The following is a 26,112-nucleotide window of genomic DNA, read 5'->3' as shown; positions in this document are numbered from 1 at the left end:
TTCCAATTTTCAAATTCCAAATTCCAAAATTGGAAAATATAAACTTGACGTTATTTTATTTTAAAACGAATATACGTAATTGCTTTGTTAATTTCCAAATATTGTTTCTCGTAAAACGTTTGAATTTGAGTTACTTCACTCGGAGAACCTTCATTTTTATAAACATTATGATTGGCATACAAAACCTCGTGACCTTCGCCATGCAACAAACCAAGCGTGTAACCGTGCATAAACTCAGAATCGGTTTTTAAATTTACAACGCCATCTGGTTTCAAAATTCTTTTATACAATTTCAAAAACTCCGAATTCGTCATTCTGTGCTTCGTTCTCTTGTATTTTATTTGCGGATCTGGAAAAGTAATCCAAACCTCATCAACTTCACCATCTGCAAAAATGTGGTTTATTAGCTCAATTTGAGTTCGTACAAACGCCACATTTCGCATTCCGTCATCAACGGCCGTTTTTGCACCACGCCAAAATCGCGCGCCTTTTATATCAATTCCAACAAAGTTTTTATCAGGATAACGTTCTGCCAAACCTACAGAATACTCACCTTTTCCGCAACCCAATTCAATAATTATCGGATTGTCGTTCTTGAAAAAATCGGCGTTCCATTTGCCTCTGAGCGCAAAACTGTCACTCACCACTTCTTCTCTTGTTGGCTGAAAAACGTTCTCAAACGATTCGTTTTCCCTAAATCTTTTTAACTTATTTTTACTTCCCACGTCTAAAATTAATGTTTTGGCAAAATTAAGGAAATATATAAGATTAAAATTAGTTTTATATTTGAATAATTATTAGAAACGAATGGCTTGGGCATTTTTGCCGTCGTAATTCCTGCTTTTCGCTATATCTTTTCTTTTTTAAAGAAAAAAAGAAAAGGATGCCGCTGCAATCAGGGTTAATAAATTATCAATTTTGAATTTTTGTAAACTTTGAAAAACGAAACCAAAAACATACTAGTTGCTCCATTAAATTGGGGTTTAGGTCACGCAACACGTTGTATTCCAATAATTCAAGAATTAGAAAAAAATGGTTTTAATCCAATAATAGCTTCCGATGGAGTTGCTCTTGCTTTATTAAGAAAAGAATTTCCACATTTAACAACAATCGAATTACCATCTTACAATATTGAATATGCCAAAAAAGGAGAAAATTTTAAATGGAAATTAATTAAAAACAGTCCCAAAACGTTGTACGCCATTTTACAAGAAAAGCAACAAATAAAAAAAATTGTAAAAGAACATCAACTCTCCGGAATCATATCAGACAACCGTCTTGGTGTTCATAGTAAAAAAGTTCCATCGGTTTTCATCACACATCAGCTAACCGTTCTATCTGGAAAAACTACTTGGATTTCTAGCAAATTACACCAACATTTCATTTCAAAATTCACCGAATGTTGGATTCCAGATGTGAACGAAATTCCAAATTTAACTGGAAAATTGGGTCATTTAAAAAACACCAAACTCAAGTTAACCTACATAGGAATTCTTAGCCGACTACAAAAAAAAGAGTTGCCAATAAAATATCAATTAATGGTAATTTTATCTGGTCCAGAACCGCAACGCACTTTTCTAGAAGAAAAATTAATAGTAGAATTAGAAAACTACAAAGACAACGTAGTTTTTATAAAAGGAAAAGTAGAAGCCGAGCAAAAGACCGAGCAAATAAAGAACATTACGTTTTATAATTTCATGCAAACCGAGCAATTAGAACAAACTTTTAACGAAAGTGAAATTGTTTTGTGCCGCTCTGGTTATACAACCGTTATGGATTTGGCAAAGCTAGAAAAGAAAGCTTTTTTCATACCAACACCAGGGCAATTTGAACAAGAATATTTAGCTAAAAAATACAAAAAAGAAGGATTAGTACCAAGTTCAAGACAAGAGAAATTTAAACTCGATGGTTTGCTTTTAGTTCAGTTGTACAAAGGATTGCCCAACATAAAACAAGACGTAAACTGGAAACAATTATTTCACCTTTTCGAGAGTGAAAGAAAATTCTGAGCCTTTCCCGAAGTCGCTTTCTACATAAATTTTCTCGTCGTGCGCTTCAATAATATGTTTCACAATTGAAAGTCCAAGTCCAGATCCGCCTTCACTTCTAGCTCCACTTTTATCAACTCTAAAAAAGCGTTCAAACAATCTCGGAATATGATTTTGCGCAATTCCTTCGCCATTATCACGCACACGAACTATCAATTTACTTTTCACTAAGTCTTCAATAGTAACTTCAGTTGTGCCGTTTTCTTTTCCGTATTTTATAGAATTTACAATTAGGTTGGTCACAACTTGCTGGATCTTGTCTTTGTCGGCGTAAACTTTAATTGGCTTGCTGTATTTTCGATCAAACATTAGAATAATATTCTTTTTGTCGGCTTGCATTTCGAGTAAATCAAAAACATTTTGAACCAATTCAACAATATTAAATTCAGAATATTCTACATTTAAATCGCCCATTTCAAATTTAGAAATCATATCTAAATCGTTGACAATATAGATCAATCGTTCTACACCTTTCTCAGCTCTTTCAAGATATTTTTTACGCAAATCTTTATCTTTCATTCCGCTATCAATAAGCGTAGAAAGATACCCTTGAACGGTAAATAAAGGCGTTTTTAATTCGTGCGAAACGTTGCCCATAAATTCTCGGCGGTATTCTTCACGAACTTTTAAATTTTCGATTTCAAGTTTTTTATCGGTGGCAAACTTTTTAACTTCTTTAGTTAATGTTGCCATATCGGTAGTGATTGATTGCGTTCTTAAGGTAGAAGAATCTAATAAGGAAACGTCATCATATATTTTTTTTACCCTTCTATAAATAAAATGTTCTACTCTATATTGAAGCACAAAAAAGGAGAAAACACCAATTCCGACAGCGAATGATAAACACATTTGCCATGAAAATTCTGAAAACAACAACGATAATACAACAATTAAAGAAGTAGAAAAAAGAGTAATATACAGCGTAGATATTACCGCAAATCGATATGTTTTTTTAAAAGTCAATCCCATTTTTGTAAAGATCAGTGTTGGTTAACTCTGTAAAAATAGGGAATTTAAACTTCAAATTTATAACCTACACCTTTTATGGTTTTAAATAACTCTTCGCCAATTTTTTCACGTAATTTTCTGATGTGAACATCAATCGTTCTTCCACCTACAATTACTTCGTTACCCCAAACTTTATCAAGAATTTCTTCTCTTTTAAATACCTTTCCTGGTTTAGAAGCTAGTAAATAGAACAATTCAAATTCTTTTCTTGGAAGTACAATTTCTCTTCCATCCATTACAATTTTGTATTCTTCACGATTGATTTCAATTCCGCCTACGTTTAAGTTTTCACTAGAAGGAGAATCATCTTTTAAACGTCTGAGTAATGCTTTTACTTTACTAACTAATAGTTTTGGTTTAATTGGTTTAGCAATGTAATCATCGGCACCAACATCAAAACCTGCTACTTGAGAATAATCTTCACTTCTTGCAGTTAAAAAAGTGATTATCGTATTACTTAATTCTGGAATTTTTCTGATGTTTTCACAAGCTTCCATTCCGTCCATTTCGGGCATCATTACATCCATAATAATTAATTGCGGACGTTCTTTTTTGGCTACCGAAATAGCTTCTTTTCCGTTGGATGCAGTTACAATTTTAAAACCTTCTTGAGATAGATTGTATCCCACAATTTCTAGGATATCTTGCTCATCATCAACTAGTAGAATCTTTATGTCTTTTTTTTTCATAGGGCAAAAAATTGGTTGTTTTGCGATTGTAAATATAGCACTTTAAACAATATCAATAATACATTAGAATGAGTTAACAGTAATTTAATCTGGTAACATTATGGTAATAATTAAGAAACCTAAAGATAAATTGGAAGTAACTTGAACTTTACAATGCAATACGTTCTTTGCACCAAAATTTAACAATTACAACTGATGAAAATTAAATTAATTCTGATAACATTACTTTTTAGTGTAACTGCACTTGCACAAACAAAAGGAACAATTAAAGGAACGCTTTTAGACAAAGAAGCTAAAAACGCGCCATTAGCTTATGCCAATGCAGTAGTTAAAGGTACAACAATTGGAGTAAACACAGATGACAAAGGACAATATAGTTTAAGCGTAGAACCAGGAAATTATGTGGTTCAGTTTAGCTTTGTTGGATACGAAAACGTAGAAGTTCCAGTGACAGTAAAAGCTGGAGAAACAGTAATTATCAACAAAACATTAGGTTCTGGTGGATATCAATTGCAAGATGTTGTTGTACAAAGAGTAGTTAGTAAAGAAAAAGAAAGTGCTTTATTGACAGAGCAAAAAAATGCAGTAGAGATCAAGCAAAGTATTGGAACACAAGAAATGCAACGTAAAGGTGTTTCTACAGTTGAACAAGGAGTTTCTAAAATTTCCGGCGTTTCTAAAGTTTCTGATAGAGGTATTTTTATTAGAGGTTTAGATGATAGATACAATTATCTTCAAATAAATGGATTGAACTTTATTCCATCTGATCCAAACTTAAAAACAATGCCCTTGAGTTTTATTCCAACAGATATTGTAAGAAATATTGATGTTTTTAAAACTTTCAATACAGGATTATATCAAGATTTCGCTGGAGCTTCAATTAATATTTGGACAAAAGATATTAACTCAAAACCGTTCACAAAAATTAGTATTTCAACAGGTTTAAATACTCTTGCAACATTTAAAAACTTTAAAACTTCTGATGAAGGCAGTGGCGATTTCTTTGGATACACTGGTGATTATAGAAATTTACCTAGTCAATTTGATGAAAACCAAGCAAGTTCTTATGATGCATCTCCGCTTGAATCAAAAGACTTATTTAATTCATCTTGGAATCCTGACAGAACTAAAGCGCCTTTAAGTTTTGGAACAAGCATCACAAATTCTGATTCTTTCTCTTTATCTAGAGACCGAAAAATTGGTTATATCTTCAATGTTAATTTTAACAACAACTTTTTAAGTCAAACAGGAAAAAGAAGAAATGTGAATTCTGAAGGTACAGCATTTAAAGATTTCGATTTAGCTCGTTGGGAATATTCTACACAGAAATCAGCATTAGCAAGTATCAATTATAAAAAACAAAATAAATACAACCATTTATTTAACTTGATTTACATACAAAATTCTGAAAACAGTATTAGAGAATTTCAAGGAGAAAATACAGATTTCATTACCATTGACAAACCTTTCTTTTTGAGAGATACTAAATACATGGAAAATACTTCACTTGGACTTCAGCAATTAGGAACGTTCTACTTTAAAGACAAGAAACATACCTTAGACTATGGTGTTGCAGCAACAATGGGTAAAAATAATATGCCGGACAGAAAAATTTTAATTACAGAAGGCGTAGAAGACGATGCAAATTATGTAACTTTTAATGGTGTTAATCCTTTTAGATTTTACTCAGTCTTAGATAATATAAATGTAAATGGTAAATTAGAATACCAAATTGATTTTGGTGGTGAAGTGAGAAATACTTCTAAAAATTCTGTACGATTTGGATATAATGGCGACATGACTAACTTTGATTTTTTCAATAGAACAATTCGTGTAAATGGTGGATCAAATCTTACTGATACATCGATAAACACAAATTATCCTCAACAATTCTTCGATGAAAATTTTGCAAACGGAAACTTATATTATTCAAGTACTGCAGACCCAACTTACAAAGTAGAAATTGCACAATTTACAAATGCAGGATTTATCAATTATACAAGAAACTGGGAAAAACTTACTTTAGATTTAGGAGTTAGGGCAGAATATTTATTTAGAGAAACAAAATACAGATTAGAAACCGCAACAGTTAATTCGCCTTTCACAATCAAAGAATATGCTCCATTCGATATTAGTCCAGTTTTAAATTTAAAATATGCTTTAAATGATAAAACAAACTTACGTTTTACTGCATCAAAAACATCAACAAAAGCAAGAGTTAGAGAGATTTTACCATTTAGATATCAAGATGGAGATGGTAACTTTACTATTGGTAACCCAAACATTAAAAATACTCAAAACTACAATGTTGATTTAAAATACGAATTTTTTCCTAGAACAGGAAATGTGTTTTCTGTAGCAGCATTTGGAAAATATATTCAAGACCCTATTACTAGATTAGTTGAAGGTACATCAACTGGTTTCCTAGAGCAATATGATAATTTTGAAGAAGCTCAATTATTTGGAATCGAAATTGAATCTAATTTTGGATTAGATTTATTATTTGGTGATGGAGTAATAGCAAAGAAAACTTCTTTAGGATTTAACACTATATTGATGAAGTCAAATGAAAAAGCAGATTCTGCAAAATTTGCACAATTAACTACTACTTCTCGCTCTCTTCAAGGTGCATCTGATTTCATTTTAAATGCCGATGTTACATTTGAAATTACAAAATCAGATAGAATCGATTCTAGAGTTTCTGCAATTTTCAACACTTTTAGTGACAGAATATATGGAGTTGGTAACTCTGGAGCAGCAGATTTTGTTGAAAAACCAATAAACAGGTTAGACTTTACTTGGAGAAATACATTTAACAAGAACTATCAAGTTAACTTAACGGTTAAAAATGCACTAAACAGCGAAATATTAATTACTCAAGACGCTACTACAACTATTGCTAACCCAAGTTTATATGATAATACAAGTAGAAGATTAAACGAAGGAATTAATATTGGTTTAGAATTTTCATATACGTTCTAATTAAAATTCAAATATATTTTAGAAGGTAGGATTTACATCCTACCTTTTTTATTTGATAACACTTATTTTACATTTAATTGACAACACTATAACTGTTATATAACTTTTAGATAACCTCTTTTGCGCATTCAAATTCTAAATTTGCCTCAACAATATAACATAATAAAAAACAAAAATGAAAACAAATTTTTTAAAAGCATTAGCTTTATCAGTAGCGTTTTTTGCAATTGGATGTTCTAGTAGTGATGACGACAACACTCCAAGCGTTCCAAATTTAGAAGGAACTACATTACAAGGTAACATTACAGCAGATTTAAATATACCTGCAGGAAATTATACACTTAAAGGAGTAGTAACTGTAAAAGCTGGAGCAACTTTAACTATTGAGCCAGGATCTACTTTTACTGTATCAACTGCTGACCAAGCTTTAGGTGCAAACTATTTACAAATAGAGCAAGGTGCAAAACTAATTGCTAATGGAACATCTTCTTCTCCAATTGTTTTTACAGCTCAATCTGCAACTGTTGGTGCATGGGGTGGAATTATCATGAATGGTAAAGCAGGAATCAATGTTGCTGGTGGAACTGAAATTGCAGAAGCTGGTGGTTTAATCTACGGTGGAACTGACAATGCAGATAACTCTGGATCTTTAAAATATGTTAGAGTTGAATATGCTGGAGCTGCAATTACTGGCGGAACTGCAGAATACAATGCTTTCTCTTTCTTCGGATTAGGAACTGGAACAGTTTTAGAAAACTTACAAGCTTATAAAGGTGCTGATGATGCTTTCGAATTCTTCGGTGGAACTGTAAACGCTACTAACTTAGCTGCATTTGGTTGTGAAGACGACAATATTGACTGGGATAGAGGTTATAGAGGAACAATCAGCAACATCTGGATTATCCAACCATCTAATGGAGATTTTGCTTTCGAATGTTCAAACTTACCTGTTGAATTTAATAGTTCTCCAAGAGCAAATCCAACTGTATCTAATGTAACAATCACAGGTTCTGGAAATGCTACTAAAGCTGCTTTCAACTTTAAAGAAGGAACTGCTGGAAACATTTCAAATGTAGTTGCAACTGGAGTTGGTTATGGAGTAGATTTAAGAAACCAATTAGCTCAATTTCAAGATGGTTCTTTAAAAGTTACAAATGCGAATATTACTTTTATTACTGCATTAACTAAAAATGGAATTACTGGTGATACTACAAACATTAACTCTATAGTAACTGTAAATGCAGGAGCAACTGGAGCTAATACTGCACCATTCACAGCTGGTACTTGGTTAAGAAATTTATAATCTTCTTAAAATAATATTAAAATCCCTCAAATCGAGGGATTTTTTTTTGCTTTTGGCATTGTATTTGAAAAGTATTTTATACATTTGTAATAACCAAATTGAACTCATGACAAAAAATTACCTATATAGTATTCTGTTTTTCATCTTTCTTTCTACTACTTCTGTAGTGGCTCAAGATGGAAAAACCTCTTCAAGAGTGCAAGAAAACACTATTGAAGGACTTAATTTTTACCCAAATCCTGCTACTACAGGAAAGCTTTATATTACTACAAAAAACAACGAAGACAAGCAAGTAACCATCTTTGATGTTCTAGGGAAAAAAGTACTTCAAACTCTTTTAACTTCTAGAGAATTAAATATCTCATCCTTAAATCCTGGTGTTTACATCATCAAGATAGAAGAAGGTGACGCTAGTGCTACTAGAAAATTAATAGTCAGATAGTTAAATCATAAAGATTTAACTTTTTTTTTACTTTGATAATTTTTAATTTTAAAAATTGTCCCTACCTTTGTCGTCTAAAATTAAATTAAAAAAAATGAAAAAAATTTACTCTTTATTATTATTGGTTGCTATTTCAGCAACTACCAACGCACAAGTCAATTTAATGCCAAATGGTGATTTTGAAGCTTGGACAGCTGGTGTTCCTGACGCATGGTTTACAACGGGATCAACAGTCGCACAAAGCACTACTATTTTTCACGGCGGATTAAGTTCAATTGGTTTGACATCTCCAGCTTCTGGTAACAAAACAATTAGTCCAACAACAGACATACCTGTAACACAAGGCGTAACTTATGTTTTTTCTGGATGGTATTTGGATAATGACGCAAACTCAAGATTTAGACATTGGGGTCAATTTAGAACAGCTACCGCTGATACTGGCGCAAATGCATTACAAGCAACTGATTATTCAACAGATTCTGCTTCTTGGCAATTTTTCACTGCTGAAAGTGTGCCAAATGCAACCGCAATTGTTTCAAGAGCTGGATTAAGAGTTTACCCAGAAACATCTACAACTGGTGGTGGTGTTATATATTTTGACGATGTTAAGTTTTATGACAAAGCTACTTTATCTTTAGAAGAAATAAAAGATTTTGACAATCAAGTAAAAATGGCAACTATCATAACTAATTCATTAACTATTCAAATGCCTACAAGAGCTACAGTAAACATTTATTCTATAGATGGTAAATTATTTAGTTCAAATAGAGTAGATAGTAATGAAGCTATTAATACTCAATCTTTAGCATCTGGCGTTTATCTTGTAACAATTCAAAATGATTATGCTAAAACTAGCAGAAAAATTGTAAAAAAATAATTTCTTTCAAATTACAAAAAGCTCCAGCATTGTTGGGGCTTTTTTATTTTTAGTACTTTTGTCATTCTGAACTTGTTTCAGAATCTAATACAATTTATGATTACTCCTCACGATATTTTCACTATTTCCAACCAAAAGCAATTTGAAAAAATAGCGCTTAAAGTATTTCGTTTTCAATACGAAAACAACGCTGTTTATCGTTCGTTTTGCGAATTATTGAAAGTAGAAAAAGGAAGTGTGAAATCATTACAACAAATTCCGTTTTTACCCATTCAGTTTTTTAAAAGTCATGATATTTTATCTTCATCAGATGCAATTCAAGAAACGTTTACAAGTAGCGGAACAACTGGCATGATTACCAGTAAACATCTCATTACCGACGTCACTTTATATGAAGAAAGTTATCGAAATGCTTTTTCAGAATTTTACGGAAATATAGAAGATTATGCCGTTTTAGCTTTGCTTCCATCCTATTTAGAGCGTTCTGGTTCGTCGTTGATTTACATGGTTAAAGATTTAATTGAAAGTTCCAACAACGAACACAGTGGATTTTATTTGAACAATTACGATGAATTAATTTCCAAATTAATAGAACTAGATTCATCTGGACAAAATGTAATTTTAATTGGAGTCACTTATGCTTTATTGGATTTAATTGAACTACAAAAATTTCAATTAAAAAATACCATCATCATGGAAACTGGCGGTATGAAAGGCAAGCGAAAAGAAATCATCCGCGAAGAATTACATGAAATTTTATGCAACGGATTTGGAGTTTCCAGCATTCACTCGGAATACGGAATGACCGAATTGTTATCGCAAGCTTATTCGTTGGGCAACGGAATATTCGAATGCCCCAACTGGATGAACATTTTAGTTCGCGATACAGAAGATGCTTTGACCTACGTTTCAACAGGAAAAACTGGCGGAATAAATGTCATTGATTTGGCAAATATCAATTCGTGTTCCTTCATCGCTACACAAGATTTGGGTAAAAAATATCCAAATAATTCTTTTGAAGTTTTGGGAAGATTTGATAATTCTGATATTCGTGGTTGTAACTTGATGGTTTTGTAATAAATTTTTCCTTTCTTCGTTATAGATAAATTCAAAGCCACTGTCTATGCGATTATTTTACTTTCTATTCCTTATCTCGTTTTCTGTTATAGCTCAAAATCCAAAGCTTGGAGTTACGATTACGTCTATCAAAACCGAAGATATTTCTGCATCTAATACTGAATATCATATTAATTATCAGATAGAGAATAAAACATCTGAGGAACTTTCGTTTTTTCTACTTCCAAATGCTTTGATAGCCAATACTGCGAGTTCGCTTACACTTTATCCAGTTTACAGAATGCATCAAAACGGTGTGTTTGAAGATATGGACGGACCATTTTTTGAATATGAAACCGAAGACGAGTTGGAATACGCCAAAATTGAAGATAAAACATCAGATGAAGCCAAAAAATTAGCGAAAAACTTCCAAACAAAACAAGCTATTGTTGCAATGGACTATTACAAAAAATACAAAGATAATGGCGGAACGAGTGAAGATTTTCAATGGGTTTATTATCGACAAAAATTACTCAACAACATCATAGTTTTAAAGCCAAAAGAAACAAAATCATTCACAATAAAAACACTTTGGAACAAGAATAGATTTATCAAAAATGACGATTTAGAATTTTATTTAGACGAAAACAACACCATAGAAATTGAACTGATTTTAGACTTAAAAACCAATCTTTTCAAAGACCAATTATCTGAAGAAGATTTGGCAAAAATAAATGCAAATCCGAACTTTATTCGCGGCGATTTTGTTTCAAATAGAATGAAAATTGATTTTAAAGAATAACTCATGAAACTAAGAATTATCCTTTTTCTGCTTTATTCATCGTTTTCATTCGGACAAAAACCACTCGAAATTATAATTGATTCTATAACATCATCTGATACACATGGAAATATTAGAAAATTTACAGTCAACTATCGTATTCAAAACACAACCGATAGAGAAGTAAAGTTTATTAATTGTTCTTATCCGATGACCAATTTTTATCCCGATGTAAATAAGTTAAAAGTATATTCAGTAATTGTAGAGAATGATAAATACATCCGATTAAATATATTGAATAAAAACATTCGACAAATGCAACATTTAGATAGTCTTGACAATGCAGAAAGTGCGGAAGCAAGAGCAAAAATAATGTTAGCTTACATTAAGAACAGACCTCGCGACACCATAAAAATGAAAGAAGAAGTTGCAAGACGAAGAAAAATAAATGATTTTGAATATGTAAAAAGTGCCATTCACACGTTTCAACCTAAGGAAGTTAGAACGTTTACCGAAACATTTTATTGGAACAAAAGAAGATATTTTAAAGTAGACGATTTAGAATATTACATCGATGAAAAAGAACCTTATTATTTAGAACTATCGATGGTTTTTTACAAAAAAGACTTTCAATATTTTTTCCCTGAAGAAGATTATAAAAAGATGAAAGAGAATCCTAATTTTTTAGAAGGATACTATGTTTCCAACAGAATGGAAATCAATTTTAAAGAATAACTCATGAAATTAAAACTACTTTTTCTACTAATAAGCTTTTGGTCGTTCAGCCAAAATCGTCCTATTGAAATAAAAATAGATTCGATTACTTCTAAGGATTCTAAAGAATTTCGTGACCGAGAATTTACAATTGTTTATCATATTAAGAACTTGTCGAACAAGGAAGTTTCCTTCTTTTTAAATTCGAAAAAATTTATTCCAAGCGTGGCAAGTTCGATGCAATATGTTCCAACGTATCGTTTGTACCAAAATGAAACTCCGATCGACGTTGCACAAGTATTTACAACTAATAGAACTGTTTTCACATCTAAGGATTTCAATCAACAAAGTATCGATGAATATCTTAAGAACAGAAGAGATTCTATAAAATTAGAGTACGAAAAAATAAATTCTGATCCAGAATATGCTTGGCAAAAAAACAACAAAGCTATTATGAATTCTATATTAGTTTTAAAACCAAATGAAACAAAACAGTTTGTTCAAAAAATAAATTGGGACAAAAAACGCTACTTAAAAAGTCACGATTTAGAATATTATTTTGATGAAAACCACAAGTACTTTTTAGAACTAGAATTATCATTATTGAAAAGCGAATTTCAAGGCCGACTGACTAAAGAAGAACTAGAAGCAATCATGAAAAATGAAAATTTCATCAAAGGGAACTACAAATCTAATAAGGTAGAAATGAACTTTAGGGAATAAAAAAAGGCGCACAAAAAGTACGCCTAATATTGATTTATAGTTGTTTTTAAACCACACGCAAAACAAAATAATTTTTCTTACCACTTTGCAATAAAACAAATTCATTGTTTATTAAATCTTTCAATGACAATACAAATTCCTCTGTAACTTTTGTTTTATTTACCGAAATAGAATTGGCAGTCAAAGCTCTTCTTGCTTCTCCATTCGACTTAAAAAAGCCGGATTTTTCGTTTAAAACATCAATAATATTAATTCCAACTTCAACATCAGCAATTTTAATTTCTGCTTGCGGAACACCTTCAAAAACTTCTAGAAAAGTAGCTTCGTCCAATTGTTTTAAATCTTCCATTGTTGGATTTCCAAAAAGCACTTTCGATGCTTCTACCGCTTTTTCAAATTGTTCTTTTCCATGAACAAACGTAGTAACTTCTTCAGCCAAACGCTTTTGTAAAACCCTTAAATGCGGCGTTTCATTATGTTCAGCAATCAAAGAATCAATTGTATTTTTATCTAAAAAAGTAAAGATTTTAATGTATTTTTCCGCATCAACATCGGTCGTATTCAACCAAAATTGGTAAAATTTATAAACCGAAGTTTTATCAGCTGTCAACCAAACATTTCCACCTTCCGATTTTCCAAATTTAGAACCATCAGCTTTCGTAATCAACGGACAAGTCATCGCATACGCTTTTGCTCCTTCTCCATTCATTCTTCGCACCAATTCGGTTCCAGTTGTAATATTTCCCCATTGATCGCTTCCGCCCATTTGCAACAAGCAATTATGCTCTTTATACAAATGATGAAAATCATATCCTTGAATCAATTGATAGGTAAATTCCGTAAAACTCATTCCTTCGCCTTCGCCAGCCAAACGTTTTTTAACCGAATCTTTCGCCATCATATAGTTCACCGTGATGCGTTTACCCACATCGCGAGCAAAATTTATAAACGAAAAATCCTTCATCCAATCGTAGTTATTCACTAAAATTGGTGCATTTGCTGCAGTCGAATTAAAATCTAAAAATCGAGACAAAACTGCTTTTATTCCAGCAACATTTTTATCCAAAGTAGCTTCATCTAGCAAGTTTCTCTCATCACTTTTACCCGATGGATCACCAATCATGCCAGTCGCGCCACCAACCAAAGCAATAGGTTTATGTCCGAATTTTTCTAAATGAACCAATAAAATAATCGGCACCAAACTCCCAATATGCAACGAATCGCTCGTTGGGTCAAACCCAATATACGTCGTAGTCATTTCCTTTAAAAGTTGCTCTTCTGTGCCAGGCATAATATCATGAACCAATCCGCGCCACTGCAATTCCTCTACTAAATTCTTCATCTTAAAAACTATAATTTGCGCAAATATAACTAAAGTCAATGGCAATGCCAATTTCAAAATTAAATTTCAATATTTAGGAGCGAATGGCTTGGGCATTTTCAGTAGTGGTAATTCCTGCTGCCTTTCCAAAGTCCCGATAAAAATCGGGAGCTTTTCCCTTGCATCAGGGCTATTTAGCCAATGTCTTTTGCTAAAATTCAAAAAATTAAGAAGCATTATTCGTAATTCATAATTCCTAATTCGTAAATTCGCAATATGATATTAGTAACAGGTGGAACTGGTTTAGTAGGCGCACATTTATTGCTACATTTAATAGAAAATGGAGAAGCAAAAGTTCGTGCTATTTACAGAAAATCAGAGCACATTTCCAAAACCAAACTACTATTTGACCTCTACAAAAAATCCAATTTATTTAATCAAATAGAATGGATAGAAGCCAATATTCTTGACATTCCATCTTTAGAAATTGCATTTCAAAACGTTGATTATGTCTATCATTGTGCCGCTTGCATTTCATTCAATCCCAAAGACGAAATCCAATTACGTAAAGTAAATATTGAAGGAACGGCGAATATTGTAAATTTTTGCATCGATAAAAAGGTAAAAAAATTATGTCATGTAAGCTCGATTGCCGCGTTGGGCGATTTAAATCAGAACCAAACCATAATCACCGAAGAAACCGAATGGAATCCCGAAGTTTTACACAGCGATTACGGAATTTCCAAATATGGCGCCGAAATGGAAGTTTGGCGTGGTCATCAAGAAGGCTTGCAAGTAGTTATCGTAAATCCGGGTGTGATTTTTGGTCCGGGTTTCTGGAATCAAGGAAGTGGTGCTTTTTTTACTTCAATAAAAAAAGGATTACCGTTTTACACCAACGGAACTTCGGGTTATGTTGCTGTAACTGATGTGGTGAAAATTATGCAACTTTTAATGGAATCGCCATCCAATGGAGAACGATTTATAATAATATCAGAAAATCTATCTTACAAAGATATTATCTACAAAATTTCTGAAAAAATAAAAGCTAAAAAACCAAATATCGAAGCTCAACCTTGGATGCTATCGCTAGCCTGGAAAATTGATTGGTTATTGTCAAAAGTGATTCAAACTAATAGAAAAATATCTAAACAAGGTGCACAATCGCTATTAAATAAAGATCAAATTAGTAACGAAAAGGTAAAAAACTATTTGAACTTTCAATTTGAAAAAATAGATAATTACTTAGATAAAATTGTAGTTTACTTCAATAAATAATTATTTGACGATGCCGCCATCGACTGGAGTTTCAGTTTTTTTACCATTAATTTTTTCGTTTTCACGATCCAATTTAAGTTTTACTTGATCGTAAATTTCTTTGTATTTCACAACATCCGAAGCATAATATTGTGAGTTTTTGGCGAAAGTCAAACTATCAATTTTGTACTTATCCTTTAAAAGTTGGTTTGCTGTTGGCGTCAAATTTTGTACACCAATATTTTGTGAACGAATAGCATCCAATAAAGACAAATCATAAATAATATTCACCATTTGATCTTCATCCAATAAGTTTTTTGGCTTTTCAATACCCGTATTATTACAACTCGAAACTAAAGTTGCCAAACCTATAAAAAGTAAAATTAATTTTTTCATTGTGCGCAATTTAAAACTATCGGTCAAAAAGTAAACGTTTTCCAGCTTTAATTTCTTTCACTTTTGCGTTTTCATAAACCAATTGACCATTTACAAAAGTATGAGAAATTCTAGATTTAAAATTGGTTCCTTCAAATGGCGACCAACCACATTTATATAAAATATTGCTTTTATTTACACTCCATGGTTTTGCTGGATCTACAATTACCAAATCGGCGTAGAAACCTTCTTTTATGAATCCGCGTTTTTCAATTTTGAATATTTTCGCTGGATTGTGAGCCATTTTTTCAACGATTTTTTCTACAGAAATTTTACCTTGATGAAACGCCTCAAACATAGCAACCACAGCATGTTGCACTAATGGTCCACCTGAAGGTGCGTTTAAATATTTTTGAGATTTTTCTTCTAATGTATGCGGCGCATGATCGGTTGCAATAACATCAATTGTATCGTCCAAAAGTGCTTTCCAGAGCGCATCTCTATCAGTAGCCGTTTTTACAGCTGGATTCCATTTGATAAAATTACCTTTGGTTGCATAATCGTCATTGGTAAACCAAAGATGATGCACGCAAACTTCTGCAGTAATCATTTTTTCTTCTAACGGAATTTTATTCGTAAACAATTCCATTTCCTTGGCAGTAGAAAGATGAAAAATATGCAGTCTTGCTCCGGTTTTTTTAGCTAATTCAATCGCTTTCGATGACGAAATGTAACAAGCTTCTTCACTTCTAATTAAATGATGCGCCGTTACCGGAATGTCTTCGCCGTATTCTTCTTTATATTTTTCTAAATTGGCTTTAATCGTAGCTTCATCTTCACAATGAACCGCAATAAGCATTTTAGTATTTGAAAATATTTTCTCTAAAGTTTCAGGATTATCAACCAACATATTTCCAGTAGATGAACCTAAAAATAATTTTATACCAGCAACATTTTTTGGATTTGTTTTTAAAACTTCCTCTAAATTATCATTTGTTCCACCCATCATAAAAGAATAATTGGCGTACGAACTTTGAGCGGCAATTTGGTATTTATCTTCTAATAATTCTTGAGTAACCGCATTCGGAACTGTATTTGGCTGTTCAATAAACGAGGTGATTCCGCCAGCAACAGCAGCTCTACTTTCTGAAGCAATGTCGCCTTTATGCGTTAAACCTGGTTCGCGAAAATGCACCTGATCATCAATTGCACCCGGAATTAAGTAATTCCCTTCGGCATCAATAACTTTACAATTGGAACTTTTATGACTGATACTTTCGGCAATTTCTTTAATAAATTCGCCTTCAATTAGAACATCGCCTTCAAAAATTCTTCCTTCGTTTACAATCTTAGCATTTTTTATTAAAACGGTATTCATTTTGTATTTTTATAATCGATTAAATAATTTTTTAATTCTAAGTGATAACACCCCGAAAATAGCTTCTTTAATAATAGATCCGCTCATTTTAGATTGTCCTTTGGTTCTATCGGTAAAAATCACTGGCACTTCTTGAATATTAAAATTCTTGGCAAAAGCGCGGTATTTCATCTCAATTTGAAACGCATAACCAATGAACTTTATTTTATCGAGATTGATACTTTCTAAAACATTTCGGCTGTAGCAAATAAATCCTGCCGTAGCATCCATAATTTTCATTCCGGTAATCATTCTCACATAAACCGATGCAAAATAAGAGAGTAAAACTCTACTTAATGGCCAATTTACAACATTTACTCCAGTAACGTAACGTGAACCAATGGCTAAATCGGCTCCACCAAAATGACACGCATCGTATAATTTTTCTAAATCGTGTGGATTATGCGAAAAATCGGCATCCATTTCAAATACAAATTCATAATCTCTAGCCAAAGCCCATTTAAATCCATGAACATATGCTGTTCCTAATCCGGCTTTTTTGGAACGTTGCTCTAGAAAAAGACATTTTTCAAACTCCTTTTGAAGTTCTTTCACCTTATCGGCGGTTTTATCTGGCGAATTATCGTCAACAATTAAAATATGAAACGGTTTATGCAATGAAAACACCGCTCTCACAATGCTTTCAATATTTTCTATTTCGTTATAAGTTGGAATAATTACAATACCGCAATTCATAGTAATCAATAAAAGTTTGTGCAAAAATACTCATTTTCTGACTGTATAATCTTAATAATATTATAATAGTAATCAACAAATAAAATTTAGTAATTTTGTCGCCAATGATAGCACTCGAATTACATCCTAGAATTATAGAAAGCAAAGATTGGGCAACCATCATTTTTGTATTTGCATTGGTGTTTATTGTTGTTGCCAAATCGGCATTTGAAAACAGATTTAGTGATTTTATTCGATTAATTGTATCCGACAAATACACTAAAATCTACCGAGAAAGTTCGCATTTAATGAGCGGATTTAATGTATTGCTTCTCATTGTAAATCTAATTTCGTTTGCTTTTTTCATTCAATTAGTACTATCCCATTTTGGATATGGCGTAAAAACCGACTGGATTTTATTTGTTAGAATCTTCACATTACTTACCGTTTTTATTTTATCTAAATTCTTAATTGAGAAGATTATAGCCACCACTTTTGGAATTGAAGAAATCATCGAACAGTTCAATTTACAGAAAGTTACCTTTAGAACCTACATTGGTTTACTGTTATTACCAGTTTCGATTTTCTTATTTTATGAAGATTTTGCAACAAATTATCTTTTTTTTAGCATAATTGGTATATTATTGGTAATAAATATACTGACTTATGTTATTTCTTTAAAAATTTATCAAAATTTAGTGATAGCTAACTTGTTTTACTTTATTTTGTATCTTTGCGCACTTGAAATAGCACCGTATTATTTCATATATTATTTGATTACAAAAAATTAGAGCTTAAACATGTCAAATTTGAAAGTGAGAACAATTTTGGTGTCACAGCCAGAACCAAAAGTAGAGAATTCACCTTATTTTGAATTACAACAAAAGCATAAGGTAAAAGTTGATTTTCGCTCATTTATTCACGTAGAAGGAGTAAGTGCGAAAGACGTTAGAGCTCAAAAAATTGACCTAAATAATTTCACGGCAATTATCCTAACGAGTAAAAATGCAGTAGATCACTTTTTTAGAGTGGCCGAAGAAATGCGTTATAAAGTTCCAGAAGATTTACGATATTTTTGCCAGTCGGAAGCAATTGCTTTTTACTTACAGAAATATGTGGTTTACAGAAAACGCAAGATTTATGTAGGACAGAAAGATTTTGCCGACATGTCAACTTTGTTTAAAAAATACAAAGACGAGAAATTTTTATTACCAGCTTCAGACCAATTGAATGCCGACGCACCAATAACATTAAACAATCTAAAAATTAATTGGACACCAGCCGTTTTTTACAAAACAGTAATGAGTGATTTATCTGATTTAGCCGATGTTTATTATGATGTTTTAGCATTTTTTAGTCCAACTGGAATAAAATCATTGTTTAAAAACTTCCCAGATTTTAAACAAAACGATACTAGAATTGCAGTTTTTGGAAGCACAACTCAAAAAGAAGCTTTGGAACACGGATTGCGAATTGACATTCTTGCTCCAACTCCAGAAACACCTTCAATGACAATGGCTTTAGAGCGTTATGTTGCTGAAGCAAATAAAGGAAAGTAAATTACAAATTTCAAAATATTCAAAATCCCAAATTCTAAAAAGAGTTTGGGATTTTTTTGCTTTATAAATTTCTATTGAAAATGATTACTTTACAAAAGAAAATTACTACCTAGCCCTGATTGCAGTGGAAATCCTTTTATTTTGTTGCCTGAGGTTACTCGAAGGCAACAAAATAAAAGATTGCAACGGAAAGCAGGAAAATGGACTGCAAGAAAAGCCCAAGCCATTCGCTCCTAAATAAAAAAAATCCGATACTAGATCGGATTTTTTCGTTTGGTTAGGTATTGTTTGTGTGTAAATTATAATTGCGGACCAGCTTTTACTAAATTCTGGCCTTCTGAATTATCTGTATATTGAACGAAATTTTTAATAAATCTTGAAGCCAAATCAGTTGCTTTTTCATTCCAATCGGCTACATTTTCATACGTATCTCTTGGATCTAAAATCGCTGGATTCACATCATTCAAAGCTGTTGGAACAACAAAATTGAATGTTGGAATGGTTTTAGTTTCGGCTTTTTCTATCGAACCATCAAGAATTGAATCGATTATTGCACGTGTATCTTTTATAGAAATACGTTTTCCTGTTCCGTTCCAACCTGTGTTTACCATGTAAGCAGTTGCGTTGTGTTGCTCCATTTTTTTTACCAATTCTTCACCATATTTTGTAGGATGAAGTGATAAAAATGCTTTTCCAAAACAAGCCGAAAATGTTGGTTGTGGCTCGGTTACTCCTCTTTCTGTTCCAGCTAATTTAGCCGTGAAACCCGAAAGGAAATAATATTTAGTTTGTTCTGGTGTTAATTTAGAAACTGGAGGCATAACTCCAAATGCGTCTGCTGTTAAGAAAATAACTTTAGTAGCATGACCCGCTTTAGAAACAGGCTTAACAATATTATGAATATGATTTATCGGATAAGAAACACGAGTATTTTGAGTTACAGAACCGTCTTTAAAATCGATTTTTCCATTGGCATCAACAGTTACGTTTTCTAATAATGCATCTTTTTTAATGGCACCGAAAATATCTGGTTCGTTTGCTGCACTTAAATCGATGGTTTTGGCATAACATCCGCCTTCAAAGTTAAATACGCCATCGTTATCCCAACCGTGTTCATCGTCTCCAATTAATTCACGTTTTGGATCGGTAGATAACGTAGTTTTTCCTGTTCCAGATAATCCGAAGAAAACCGCAACATCGCCATCTTTTCCTTTATTTGCAGAACAATGCATTGAAGCAATTCCTTGTAGTGGCAAGTAGTAATTCATCATTGAGAATAACCCTTTTTTCATTTCGCCACCATACCAAGTTCCTCCAATTAATTGCACTTTTTCAGTTAAATTAAAAGCTACATAAACTTCAGAATTTAATCCGTGAGCTGCATACTCTTTGAAACTAGTTTTAGAACCATTCATTACTATAAAGTCTGGTTCTCCAAAATTTTCAAGTTCAGCTTCGGTTGGACGAATGAACATATTTTTAACGAAATGCGCTTGCCACGCCACTTCCATAATAAAACGTACTTTTAATCTTGTGTTTTCGTTAGCACCACAAAAGGCATCAACTACAAACAATCTTTTTCCAGAAAGCTGATTTACAGTTGTTTCTTTTAGGGCATTCCAAGTAGTTTGAGAAATTGGTTTGTTGTCGTTTACTGCTTTATCAGAATTCCACCAAATGGTATTTTCTGTGATACTGTCTTTAACAATGTATTTGTCTTTTGGCGATCGACCAGTAAATTCACCTGTCATAACATTTACTGCTCCAAGTTCGGTTAATTGGCCTTTTTCATAACCTTCTAAACTTGGATTTAACTCTTCATTATATAAAAATTCAAAAGATGGATTGTATATAATTTCTTGGACATTTTTAATTCCGTATTGTTCTAACGAAATCGATTTCGTAGATTGGGCAGTATTCTCCATAAAATTGTATTGTGTTGCAATTATTAAATTGACTGCAAAGGTAAAAATAAATAATTACAACGTTGTAGTTTAATAAAAAATTATGCTTTTTTCTTCAAAAATTGTATCATCAAAATGCTCCAAGCTACTATTAACAGTAATCCGCCAATTGGTGTAATGAATCCGATAACTTTGAAATCAAAAGCGGTAAGCGCATTTGTGGCGAGCAAATAAATTGAACCCGAAAAGAAAATAATTCCTAAAATTGTGAAAATTAATATCGTTTTTTTAGTTTTCGAAGTCAAATGATTATTTAATCCTAAAAATAACAAAAATAAGGCATGATACATTTGATATTTGACTCCAGTTTCAAAAGTAGCTAATTGATCTAAAGTCAACACTTTTTTCAAAGCATGCGCTCCAAAAGCTCCTAAAATAATTGCAGTCATTCCGAAAAAAGCTGCTGTCGAAAATATTTTTTTATCCATAATTGCGATGATGTATAATTTTATACAAATTTATCTGTTATACATTGAATTAAGAAAGACTTTTCTACTTTCTTTTTAACTTTAACAATATTAAAATTTTATATTTGCACCCTAATTTAATAAGATGAAAAAGATTGTATTTTTAATAGCTACAGCATTGATTTTCTGTTCGTTTACTTCAGATAAAAACGTAGCAGTTCCATCTGGAGAAAAATTAGTTTACGCTGGCTCCTATAACATGAGCGGATTAATGACCCATCTGGCGCAAGTTACCATGTCTACAGAAACAGTAACAACAGCTAAAAATTCTTACCTTCATTTAAATTGTGAATTAGCTACTTTTAGTAAATGGGATAAATTTTTTAAAATTCGTGATATTTATGAATCCTATGTAAATCCAATAACACTTAAACCAAGTTTATATAAAAGAAGTATCGATGAAGGCGGATATACCAAAAAAGAAAAATATGCTTTTAAAGGTAATGCCGTTACAAGTACTTCTAAAAAAAGAAGACAACCAGAAACCGTAAAAAAGTTTATAATTGGAGCCGCGACTCAAGATGTGGTTTCGCTTTTATATAAGGTGCGAACTGTAGATTTTACCAAACTAAAAACTGGTGATATCAAATCTTTTAAAATTATATTTGACGAAAAAGAAATTCCAGTGACTTTAAAATACATGGGAACCGAAACTGTAAAAGCTGGAAATCTTGGAAATAAAAACTGTTACAAATTATCAATTGGAGCAAAAACAGATGCATTAAAAGGAAAAGATAAAAATCTTATTTGGCTTACTGCCGATGCTAAAAAAGTTCCTGCGTTAATGAAATTTAGTATTCCTGTTGGAACGGGTCAATTAGCTTTAACTTCTGCGACTGGAATTTAATTCGAACATCATGAGAAAAACATTTCTAATTCTTTCCATAATTTTTGTAATAATAAGCATCATTTTTTCTGCTTTACCGTTAGATACTTTGGCGCTTTTACCTATCGGAATTTCATTAATTTTACTATTTATAACGTTTAAAAAATCGGAAGTCAACCAACGTCTATTACCCAAATGGCTTTTTATCATAACCTATTTATGTGGGATTTTCGTACTCGGAAAAACGTACCTAATTAAAGATGAAGTTGCAGTGGACCAACAATTCGAACAACAAAAAATCGAAACCAAACAAGAAGCTAGACAAGAACTTGAAGAACTTGAAAATTTAGAATAATTCATTAAAAATCTAAATAGTAAATTCCAAATCCCAATTTAATGTAAGGAATTTGAAATTTTTTTATTAGAATTTATCTAGCTTTGCATCCTATTTTACAAAAACCATGAGAAATATACTTATAATTGGCGCTGGTAGATCGGCATCATCACTAATACAATACCTTTTAAACAAATCCAATCAAGAAAATCTTCACCTTACTATTGGCGATTTGTCTCTAGAATTGGCAAAAAGAAAAACCAATAATCACCCAAATGCTACTGCAATTGAGTTAGATATTCACAACGAATTGCAACGTCATACCGAAATTCAAAAAGCCGATATCGTAATTTCTATGTTGCCTGCGCACATGCACATTGAAGTTGCCAAAGATTGCATAACTTTCAAAAAACACATGGTTACCGCTTCTTATGTTTCCGATGCGATGCAAAGTTTAGACGCATTGGCTAAAGAAAACAACTTGATTTTCATGAACGAAATCGGACTTGACCCAGGAATCGATCACATGAGTGCGATGAAAGTTTTGGATGAAATTAGAGAAAAAGGCGGAAAAATGTTACTTTTCGAATCGTTTTGTGGTGGATTAGTTGCTCCAGAAAGCGACAATAATCTTTGGAATTACAAATTCACTTGGGCGCCACGAAATGTAGTTTTGGCTGGTCAAGGTGGCGCGGCAAAGTTCATTCAAGAAGGAAAATACAAATACATTCCGTACCACAAATTATTTCGTAGAACCGAATTTTTACTAGTGGAAGGTTACGGTAAATTTGAAGGTTACGCCAACCGCGATTCCTTAAAATACCGAAGCGTCTATGGTCTTGACGATGTGCTAACTTTATACCGTGGAACCATTAGAAGAGTAGGATTTTCAAGAGCTTGGAATATGTTTGTCCAATTGGGTATGACCGACGATAATTATGTTATGGAAAACTCAGAAACCATGAGTTACCGCGATTTTGTGAACTCATTTTTACCTTTTCACCCTACAGATTCTGTAGAAATAAAGCTGAGAATGGCACTAAATATCGAGCAAGACGACATTATGTGGGACAAACTTCTCGAGCTAGATTTATTCAATCCCAACAAAATAATCGGATTAGTAAATGCTACTCCAGCACAAATTTTAGAACACATTTTAAACGATTCCTGGACTTTAGAACCCAACGACAAAGACATGATTGTGATGTACCACAAATTTGGTTTCGAAATTAACGGAAAAGAACAACAAATCGACTCCAAAATGGTATGCATTGGCGACGACCAAACCTACACCGCAATGGCTAAAACAGTAGGTCTACCAGTAGCAATGGCAACATTACAAATCTTAAACGGAAACATAAAAACACCAGGCGTGCAACTACCAATTCGCAAAGAAGTCTACGAACCAATCCTAAAAGAACTCGAAGAATACGGCGTGATTTTCAAAGAAACAATAACGCCATACATAGGTTACAATCCTGATAAACTGGCAACTACAAATTAATTAAGGAGCGAATCGCTTGCGCATTTTTGTTTTCCATTTTCCTGCTTTCCGTTGCTACCGATGAAAAATCGGTATCCACTGCAATCAGGGCTAGTTAGCAATTGTCTTTTGTAAAATTTACGTTATTAGATTAACTTTTGGTTATTAAAATCACATTTTAGCAATATTTGATTTCAGTTTAAAACAAAAAACCTACTTTTGATTTAAATTATCAATTATGAAAATCAATCAGCTACAAATAGAAATTGACGGAATCGACAAAGAAATTTTGCGTCACTTAATGGAAGATGCACGAAAACCAATTCTGCAAATCGCCAATAAAATAGGAATTTCGGGTGCGGCAATTCACCAACGATTAAAAAAACTAGAAGAAGCAGGCGTAATTTCGGGTTCCAAATTTATTGTAAACAATAAAGTTCTAGGCTATAAAACCATGGCATTCATTGGTGTTTATTTAGAAAAAGCAGCATCCAATTCAGAAGCCGTAAAAGAATTAAGAAAAATTCCCGAAGTACTAGAATGTCATTACACCACAGGAAATTGGAGTATTTTAATCAAAATTATTTGTCGCGATAACGAACATTTGATGCAACTTTTAAACAAAAAAATCCAACCCATAGACGGCGTTTCAAGAACAGAAACCTTCATATCTTTGGAACAACAAATAGAAAGACAAATACAACTTTAGATATTAAATTTTAGATATTAAATATAAATGAACCTCAACAAATTCTCAAAAGAAAACATAACCATAGCCTTTTATGTAATTTATGCAGCTCTTAGTTATGGCGCCTATTTACTTTTTCCAGGTGATGCAAAAACACCCAACTTCGGAAAATTACTGATGTTTCTTTTAATTCCTATAAGTTTTATTTACGCTGCAGCACATGTAATCAAACATTTCAATTCGGATAAAAGTTATTTTAAATGCCTTTTAATTCATACAGTAGCTTGGTTTTCAATCATCACTTTTTTAACCAATTTGAAGAAATAGTGGGAAGATGGAAGATGGAAGTTTAGTAAAATAAAAAAAAGGATTTTAAAACAATTGTTCTAAAATCCTTTTGTGTTACCTCTTATTTCAAATTAATTTCTTGAAGCGCTCATATATCGCATTACATAATATAAAAGAGTTGCGATTGAACCAATTGCTGCTACTAAATACGTTCTTGAAGCCCATTTTAAAGCATCTTCTGCTCCAGCATATTCTTCTTGTGAAACCATATTTTTGTTTTTCAACCAAGCCAATGCTCTGTTACTCGCATCATATTCTACCGGCAAAGTAATCACAGAAAATAAGGTCGTCACCGAAAATAAAATGATACCCACAAGCAACAAACTTGGAAAAGTATTTATCATCAAAATACCTGCAAGTAAAACCCATTGCATAAAACTAGAAGCAATTTGCACAACTGGAACCAGCTTAGAACGCATCGTCAACCATTGATAAGCTTGCGCATGTTGCACCGCGTGACCACATTCGTGAGCGGCGACAGCTGCTGCTGCTGCATTTCTTTGATTGTAAACAGCCTCAGATAAGTTTACTGTTTTATCTACTGGATTGTAATGATCGGTTAATCTTCCCGGTGTAGAAATTACTCTTACACCACGAATTCCGTGATCGGCAAGCATTTTTTCGGCAATTTCGGCGCCACTCATTCCGTTTCTTAAATGTACTTTAGAATAGTAATCGAATTTTGATTGTAATCGACTAGAAACTAGCCAACTTACCAACATTACTAAACCACCAATTATTAGAGAACCTGTATCAAACATAGTTTTTTATTTTT

27 protein-coding genes are annotated in these 26,112 nt (G+C 32.5%); 17 read left to right on the top strand and 10 right to left on the bottom strand.

Annotated features, from left to right (window positions below; all coding sequences use genetic code 11):
- Positions 1 to 50 precede the first annotated feature (50 nt).
- Positions 51 to 725 (bottom strand): tRNA (guanosine(46)-N7)-methyltransferase TrmB, encoded by a 675-nt coding sequence (trmB, locus tag LG45_RS13330; RefSeq protein ID WP_035127985.1) that lies wholly within the window; start codon positions 723 to 725, stop codon positions 51 to 53.
- A 210-nt stretch (positions 726 to 935) separates the two neighbouring features.
- Here trmB and LG45_RS13325 point away from each other — a divergent pair, with 210 nt between their 5' ends.
- Positions 936 to 2,009 carry a glycosyltransferase gene (locus LG45_RS13325; RefSeq protein ID WP_035127983.1) on the top strand — a complete coding sequence of 358 codons (1,074 nt, stop codon included), beginning with the start codon at positions 936 to 938 and terminating at the stop codon, positions 2,007 to 2,009.
- On the opposite strand, the gene LG45_RS13320 is transcribed toward LG45_RS13325, so the two are convergent.
- Entirely contained in the window at positions 1,974 to 3,017 is a 1,044-nt protein-coding gene (locus tag LG45_RS13320; protein WP_035127981.1) for a sensor histidine kinase, read from the bottom strand. The two genes, LG45_RS13325 and LG45_RS13320, sit on opposite strands and share 36 nt — an antisense overlap.
- Before the next feature lie 44 nt (positions 3,018 to 3,061).
- Positions 3,062 to 3,745 carry a response regulator transcription factor gene (locus tag LG45_RS13315; RefSeq protein WP_035127979.1) on the bottom strand — a complete coding sequence of 228 codons (684 nt, stop codon included), beginning with the start codon at positions 3,743 to 3,745 and terminating at the stop codon, positions 3,062 to 3,064.
- A 195-nt stretch (positions 3,746 to 3,940) separates the two neighbouring features.
- Between LG45_RS13315 and LG45_RS13310 the strand changes: the two genes are divergently transcribed.
- The 8 genes from LG45_RS13310 to LG45_RS13275 all read left to right on the top strand — a co-directional run bounded on the left by LG45_RS13310 (position 3,941) and on the right by LG45_RS13275 (position 12,623).
- Positions 3,941 to 6,727, top strand: a complete 2,787-nt coding sequence (locus LG45_RS13310) for a TonB-dependent receptor (protein WP_035127978.1) — start codon at positions 3,941 to 3,943, stop codon at positions 6,725 to 6,727.
- 175 nt (positions 6,728 to 6,902) lie between these two features.
- Positions 6,903 to 8,030 (top strand): hypothetical protein, encoded by a 1,128-nt coding sequence (locus LG45_RS13305; RefSeq protein WP_052087591.1) that lies wholly within the window; start codon positions 6,903 to 6,905, stop codon positions 8,028 to 8,030.
- 106 nt (positions 8,031 to 8,136) lie between these two features.
- A complete protein-coding gene (locus LG45_RS13300) occupies positions 8,137 to 8,472 on the top strand; it encodes a T9SS type A sorting domain-containing protein (protein ID WP_035127975.1) in 336 nt (111 codons plus the stop codon).
- Between the two features lie 94 nt (positions 8,473 to 8,566).
- A complete protein-coding gene (locus LG45_RS13295) occupies positions 8,567 to 9,349 on the top strand; it encodes a T9SS type A sorting domain-containing protein (RefSeq protein ID WP_035127973.1) in 783 nt (260 codons plus the stop codon).
- A 96-nt stretch (positions 9,350 to 9,445) separates the two neighbouring features.
- A complete protein-coding gene (locus tag LG45_RS13290; RefSeq protein WP_035127969.1) occupies positions 9,446 to 10,426 on the top strand; it encodes a LuxE/PaaK family acyltransferase in 981 nt (326 codons plus the stop codon).
- A 46-nt stretch (positions 10,427 to 10,472) separates the two neighbouring features.
- Positions 10,473 to 11,207 (top strand): hypothetical protein, encoded by a 735-nt coding sequence (locus LG45_RS13285; protein ID WP_035127967.1) that lies wholly within the window; start codon positions 10,473 to 10,475, stop codon positions 11,205 to 11,207.
- A 3-nt stretch (positions 11,208 to 11,210) separates the two neighbouring features.
- Positions 11,211 to 11,921, top strand: coding sequence for a hypothetical protein (locus tag LG45_RS13280; RefSeq protein WP_035127965.1), 711 nt, complete (start codon positions 11,211 to 11,213; stop codon positions 11,919 to 11,921).
- A 3-nt stretch (positions 11,922 to 11,924) separates the two neighbouring features.
- On the top strand, positions 11,925 to 12,623 hold the full coding sequence (locus tag LG45_RS13275; protein WP_035127963.1) for a hypothetical protein: 699 nt from the start codon (positions 11,925 to 11,927) through the stop codon (positions 12,621 to 12,623).
- Positions 12,624 to 12,669: 46 nt separating this feature from the next.
- On the opposite strand, the gene tyrS is transcribed toward LG45_RS13275, so the two are convergent.
- Entirely contained in the window at positions 12,670 to 13,965 is a 1,296-nt protein-coding gene (tyrS, locus tag LG45_RS13270; RefSeq protein WP_035127961.1) for a tyrosine--tRNA ligase, read from the bottom strand.
- Between the two features lie 255 nt (positions 13,966 to 14,220).
- Here tyrS and LG45_RS13265 point away from each other — a divergent pair, with 255 nt between their 5' ends.
- A complete protein-coding gene (locus tag LG45_RS13265; protein WP_035127959.1) occupies positions 14,221 to 15,222 on the top strand; it encodes an NAD-dependent epimerase/dehydratase family protein in 1,002 nt (333 codons plus the stop codon).
- Here LG45_RS13265 and LG45_RS13260 read toward each other — a convergent pair whose 3' ends face one another.
- The 3 genes from LG45_RS13260 to LG45_RS13250 are packed head-to-tail and all read right to left on the bottom strand — an operon-like array spanning position 15,223 to position 17,689.
- A complete protein-coding gene (locus LG45_RS13260) occupies positions 15,223 to 15,597 on the bottom strand; it encodes a DUF4296 domain-containing protein (RefSeq protein WP_052087590.1) in 375 nt (124 codons plus the stop codon).
- A gap of 16 nt (positions 15,598 to 15,613) precedes the next feature.
- Positions 15,614 to 16,954, bottom strand: coding sequence for a dihydroorotase (locus LG45_RS13255; protein ID WP_035127958.1), 1,341 nt, complete (start codon positions 16,952 to 16,954; stop codon positions 15,614 to 15,616).
- 9 nt (positions 16,955 to 16,963) lie between these two features.
- Positions 16,964 to 17,689, bottom strand: coding sequence for a polyprenol monophosphomannose synthase (locus LG45_RS13250; RefSeq protein ID WP_035127956.1), 726 nt, complete (start codon positions 17,687 to 17,689; stop codon positions 16,964 to 16,966).
- 104 nt (positions 17,690 to 17,793) lie between these two features.
- Between LG45_RS13250 and LG45_RS13245 the strand changes: the two genes are divergently transcribed.
- The gene (locus LG45_RS13245; protein WP_035127955.1) at positions 17,794 to 18,459 is read left to right on the top strand and encodes a DUF4271 domain-containing protein; all 666 of its coding nucleotides are present in this window, start codon (positions 17,794 to 17,796) and stop codon (positions 18,457 to 18,459) included.
- Between the two features lie 18 nt (positions 18,460 to 18,477).
- Entirely contained in the window at positions 18,478 to 19,227 is a 750-nt protein-coding gene (locus tag LG45_RS13240; RefSeq protein WP_035128426.1) for a uroporphyrinogen-III synthase, read from the top strand.
- 299 nt (positions 19,228 to 19,526) lie between these two features.
- Here LG45_RS13240 and pckA read toward each other — a convergent pair whose 3' ends face one another.
- Both pckA and LG45_RS13230 read right to left on the bottom strand, forming a co-directional pair.
- Entirely contained in the window at positions 19,527 to 21,152 is a 1,626-nt protein-coding gene (pckA, locus tag LG45_RS13235) for a phosphoenolpyruvate carboxykinase (ATP) (protein WP_035127954.1), read from the bottom strand.
- Positions 21,153 to 21,232: 80 nt separating this feature from the next.
- The gene (locus LG45_RS13230) at positions 21,233 to 21,619 is read right to left on the bottom strand and encodes a DUF423 domain-containing protein (protein ID WP_035127952.1); all 387 of its coding nucleotides are present in this window, start codon (positions 21,617 to 21,619) and stop codon (positions 21,233 to 21,235) included.
- Between the two features lie 124 nt (positions 21,620 to 21,743).
- On the opposite strand from LG45_RS13230, the gene LG45_RS13225 reads away from it, so the two are divergent.
- From LG45_RS13225 to LG45_RS13205, 5 genes are all read left to right on the top strand, one after another.
- Complete coding sequence (locus LG45_RS13225) at positions 21,744 to 22,505, top strand: DUF3108 domain-containing protein (protein ID WP_035127950.1); 762 nt, start codon at positions 21,744 to 21,746, stop codon at positions 22,503 to 22,505.
- 10 nt (positions 22,506 to 22,515) lie between these two features.
- Complete coding sequence (locus LG45_RS13220) at positions 22,516 to 22,839, top strand: hypothetical protein (protein ID WP_035127949.1); 324 nt, start codon at positions 22,516 to 22,518, stop codon at positions 22,837 to 22,839.
- A 106-nt stretch (positions 22,840 to 22,945) separates the two neighbouring features.
- Positions 22,946 to 24,322, top strand: a complete 1,377-nt coding sequence (locus LG45_RS13215) for a saccharopine dehydrogenase family protein (RefSeq protein ID WP_035127948.1) — start codon at positions 22,946 to 22,948, stop codon at positions 24,320 to 24,322.
- A gap of 217 nt (positions 24,323 to 24,539) precedes the next feature.
- On the top strand, positions 24,540 to 25,010 hold the full coding sequence (locus tag LG45_RS13210; RefSeq protein ID WP_035127947.1) for an Lrp/AsnC family transcriptional regulator: 471 nt from the start codon (positions 24,540 to 24,542) through the stop codon (positions 25,008 to 25,010).
- Between the two features lie 27 nt (positions 25,011 to 25,037).
- Complete coding sequence (locus LG45_RS13205; RefSeq protein ID WP_035127945.1) at positions 25,038 to 25,316, top strand: hypothetical protein; 279 nt, start codon at positions 25,038 to 25,040, stop codon at positions 25,314 to 25,316.
- Between the two features lie 92 nt (positions 25,317 to 25,408).
- Here the strand turns inward: LG45_RS13205 and LG45_RS13200 are convergent, their stop codons facing one another.
- Entirely contained in the window at positions 25,409 to 26,098 is a 690-nt protein-coding gene (locus LG45_RS13200; protein ID WP_052087589.1) for a zinc metallopeptidase, read from the bottom strand.
- Positions 26,099 to 26,112: the final 14 nt, after the last annotated feature.

It is taken from the genome of Flavobacterium aquatile LMG 4008 = ATCC 11947 (assembly GCF_000757385.1).
Lineage (GTDB): Bacteria > Bacteroidota > Bacteroidia > Flavobacteriales > Flavobacteriaceae > Flavobacterium > Flavobacterium aquatile.
Note: the sequence above shows the minus strand (reverse complement) of the source record. Positions and strands in the feature narration are given on the sequence as shown.

Coding starts and splice junctions, on each gene's coding strand:
- LG45_RS13320 (WP_035127981.1), bottom strand. CDS start 3,017: ATGGGATTGACTTTTAAAAAAACATATCGATTTGCGGTAATATCTACG.
- LG45_RS13315 (WP_035127979.1), bottom strand. CDS start 3,745: ATGAAAAAAAAAGACATAAAGATTCTACTAGTTGATGATGAGCAAGAT.
- LG45_RS13310 (WP_035127978.1), top strand. CDS start 3,941: ATGAAAATTAAATTAATTCTGATAACATTACTTTTTAGTGTAACTGCA.
- LG45_RS13305 (WP_052087591.1), top strand. CDS start 6,903: ATGAAAACAAATTTTTTAAAAGCATTAGCTTTATCAGTAGCGTTTTTT.
- LG45_RS13300 (WP_035127975.1), top strand. CDS start 8,137: ATGACAAAAAATTACCTATATAGTATTCTGTTTTTCATCTTTCTTTCT.
- LG45_RS13295 (WP_035127973.1), top strand. CDS start 8,567: ATGAAAAAAATTTACTCTTTATTATTATTGGTTGCTATTTCAGCAACT.
- LG45_RS13290 (WP_035127969.1), top strand. CDS start 9,446: ATGATTACTCCTCACGATATTTTCACTATTTCCAACCAAAAGCAATTT.
- LG45_RS13285 (WP_035127967.1), top strand. CDS start 10,473: ATGCGATTATTTTACTTTCTATTCCTTATCTCGTTTTCTGTTATAGCT.
- LG45_RS13280 (WP_035127965.1), top strand. CDS start 11,211: ATGAAACTAAGAATTATCCTTTTTCTGCTTTATTCATCGTTTTCATTC.
- LG45_RS13275 (WP_035127963.1), top strand. CDS start 11,925: ATGAAATTAAAACTACTTTTTCTACTAATAAGCTTTTGGTCGTTCAGC.
- tyrS (WP_035127961.1), bottom strand. CDS start 13,965: ATGAAGAATTTAGTAGAGGAATTGCAGTGGCGCGGATTGGTTCATGAT.
- LG45_RS13265 (WP_035127959.1), top strand. CDS start 14,221: ATGATATTAGTAACAGGTGGAACTGGTTTAGTAGGCGCACATTTATTG.
- LG45_RS13260 (WP_052087590.1), bottom strand. CDS start 15,597: ATGAAAAAATTAATTTTACTTTTTATAGGTTTGGCAACTTTAGTTTCG.
- LG45_RS13255 (WP_035127958.1), bottom strand. CDS start 16,954: ATGAATACCGTTTTAATAAAAAATGCTAAGATTGTAAACGAAGGAAGA.
- LG45_RS13250 (WP_035127956.1), bottom strand. CDS start 17,689: ATGAATTGCGGTATTGTAATTATTCCAACTTATAACGAAATAGAAAAT.
- LG45_RS13245 (WP_035127955.1), top strand. CDS start 17,794: ATGATAGCACTCGAATTACATCCTAGAATTATAGAAAGCAAAGATTGG.
- pckA (WP_035127954.1), bottom strand. CDS start 21,152: ATGGAGAATACTGCCCAATCTACGAAATCGATTTCGTTAGAACAATAC.
- LG45_RS13230 (WP_035127952.1), bottom strand. CDS start 21,619: ATGGATAAAAAAATATTTTCGACAGCAGCTTTTTTCGGAATGACTGCA.
- LG45_RS13225 (WP_035127950.1), top strand. CDS start 21,744: ATGAAAAAGATTGTATTTTTAATAGCTACAGCATTGATTTTCTGTTCG.
- LG45_RS13220 (WP_035127949.1), top strand. CDS start 22,516: ATGAGAAAAACATTTCTAATTCTTTCCATAATTTTTGTAATAATAAGC.
- LG45_RS13215 (WP_035127948.1), top strand. CDS start 22,946: ATGAGAAATATACTTATAATTGGCGCTGGTAGATCGGCATCATCACTA.
- LG45_RS13210 (WP_035127947.1), top strand. CDS start 24,540: ATGAAAATCAATCAGCTACAAATAGAAATTGACGGAATCGACAAAGAA.
- LG45_RS13205 (WP_035127945.1), top strand. CDS start 25,038: ATGAACCTCAACAAATTCTCAAAAGAAAACATAACCATAGCCTTTTAT.
- LG45_RS13200 (WP_052087589.1), bottom strand. CDS start 26,098: ATGTTTGATACAGGTTCTCTAATAATTGGTGGTTTAGTAATGTTGGTA.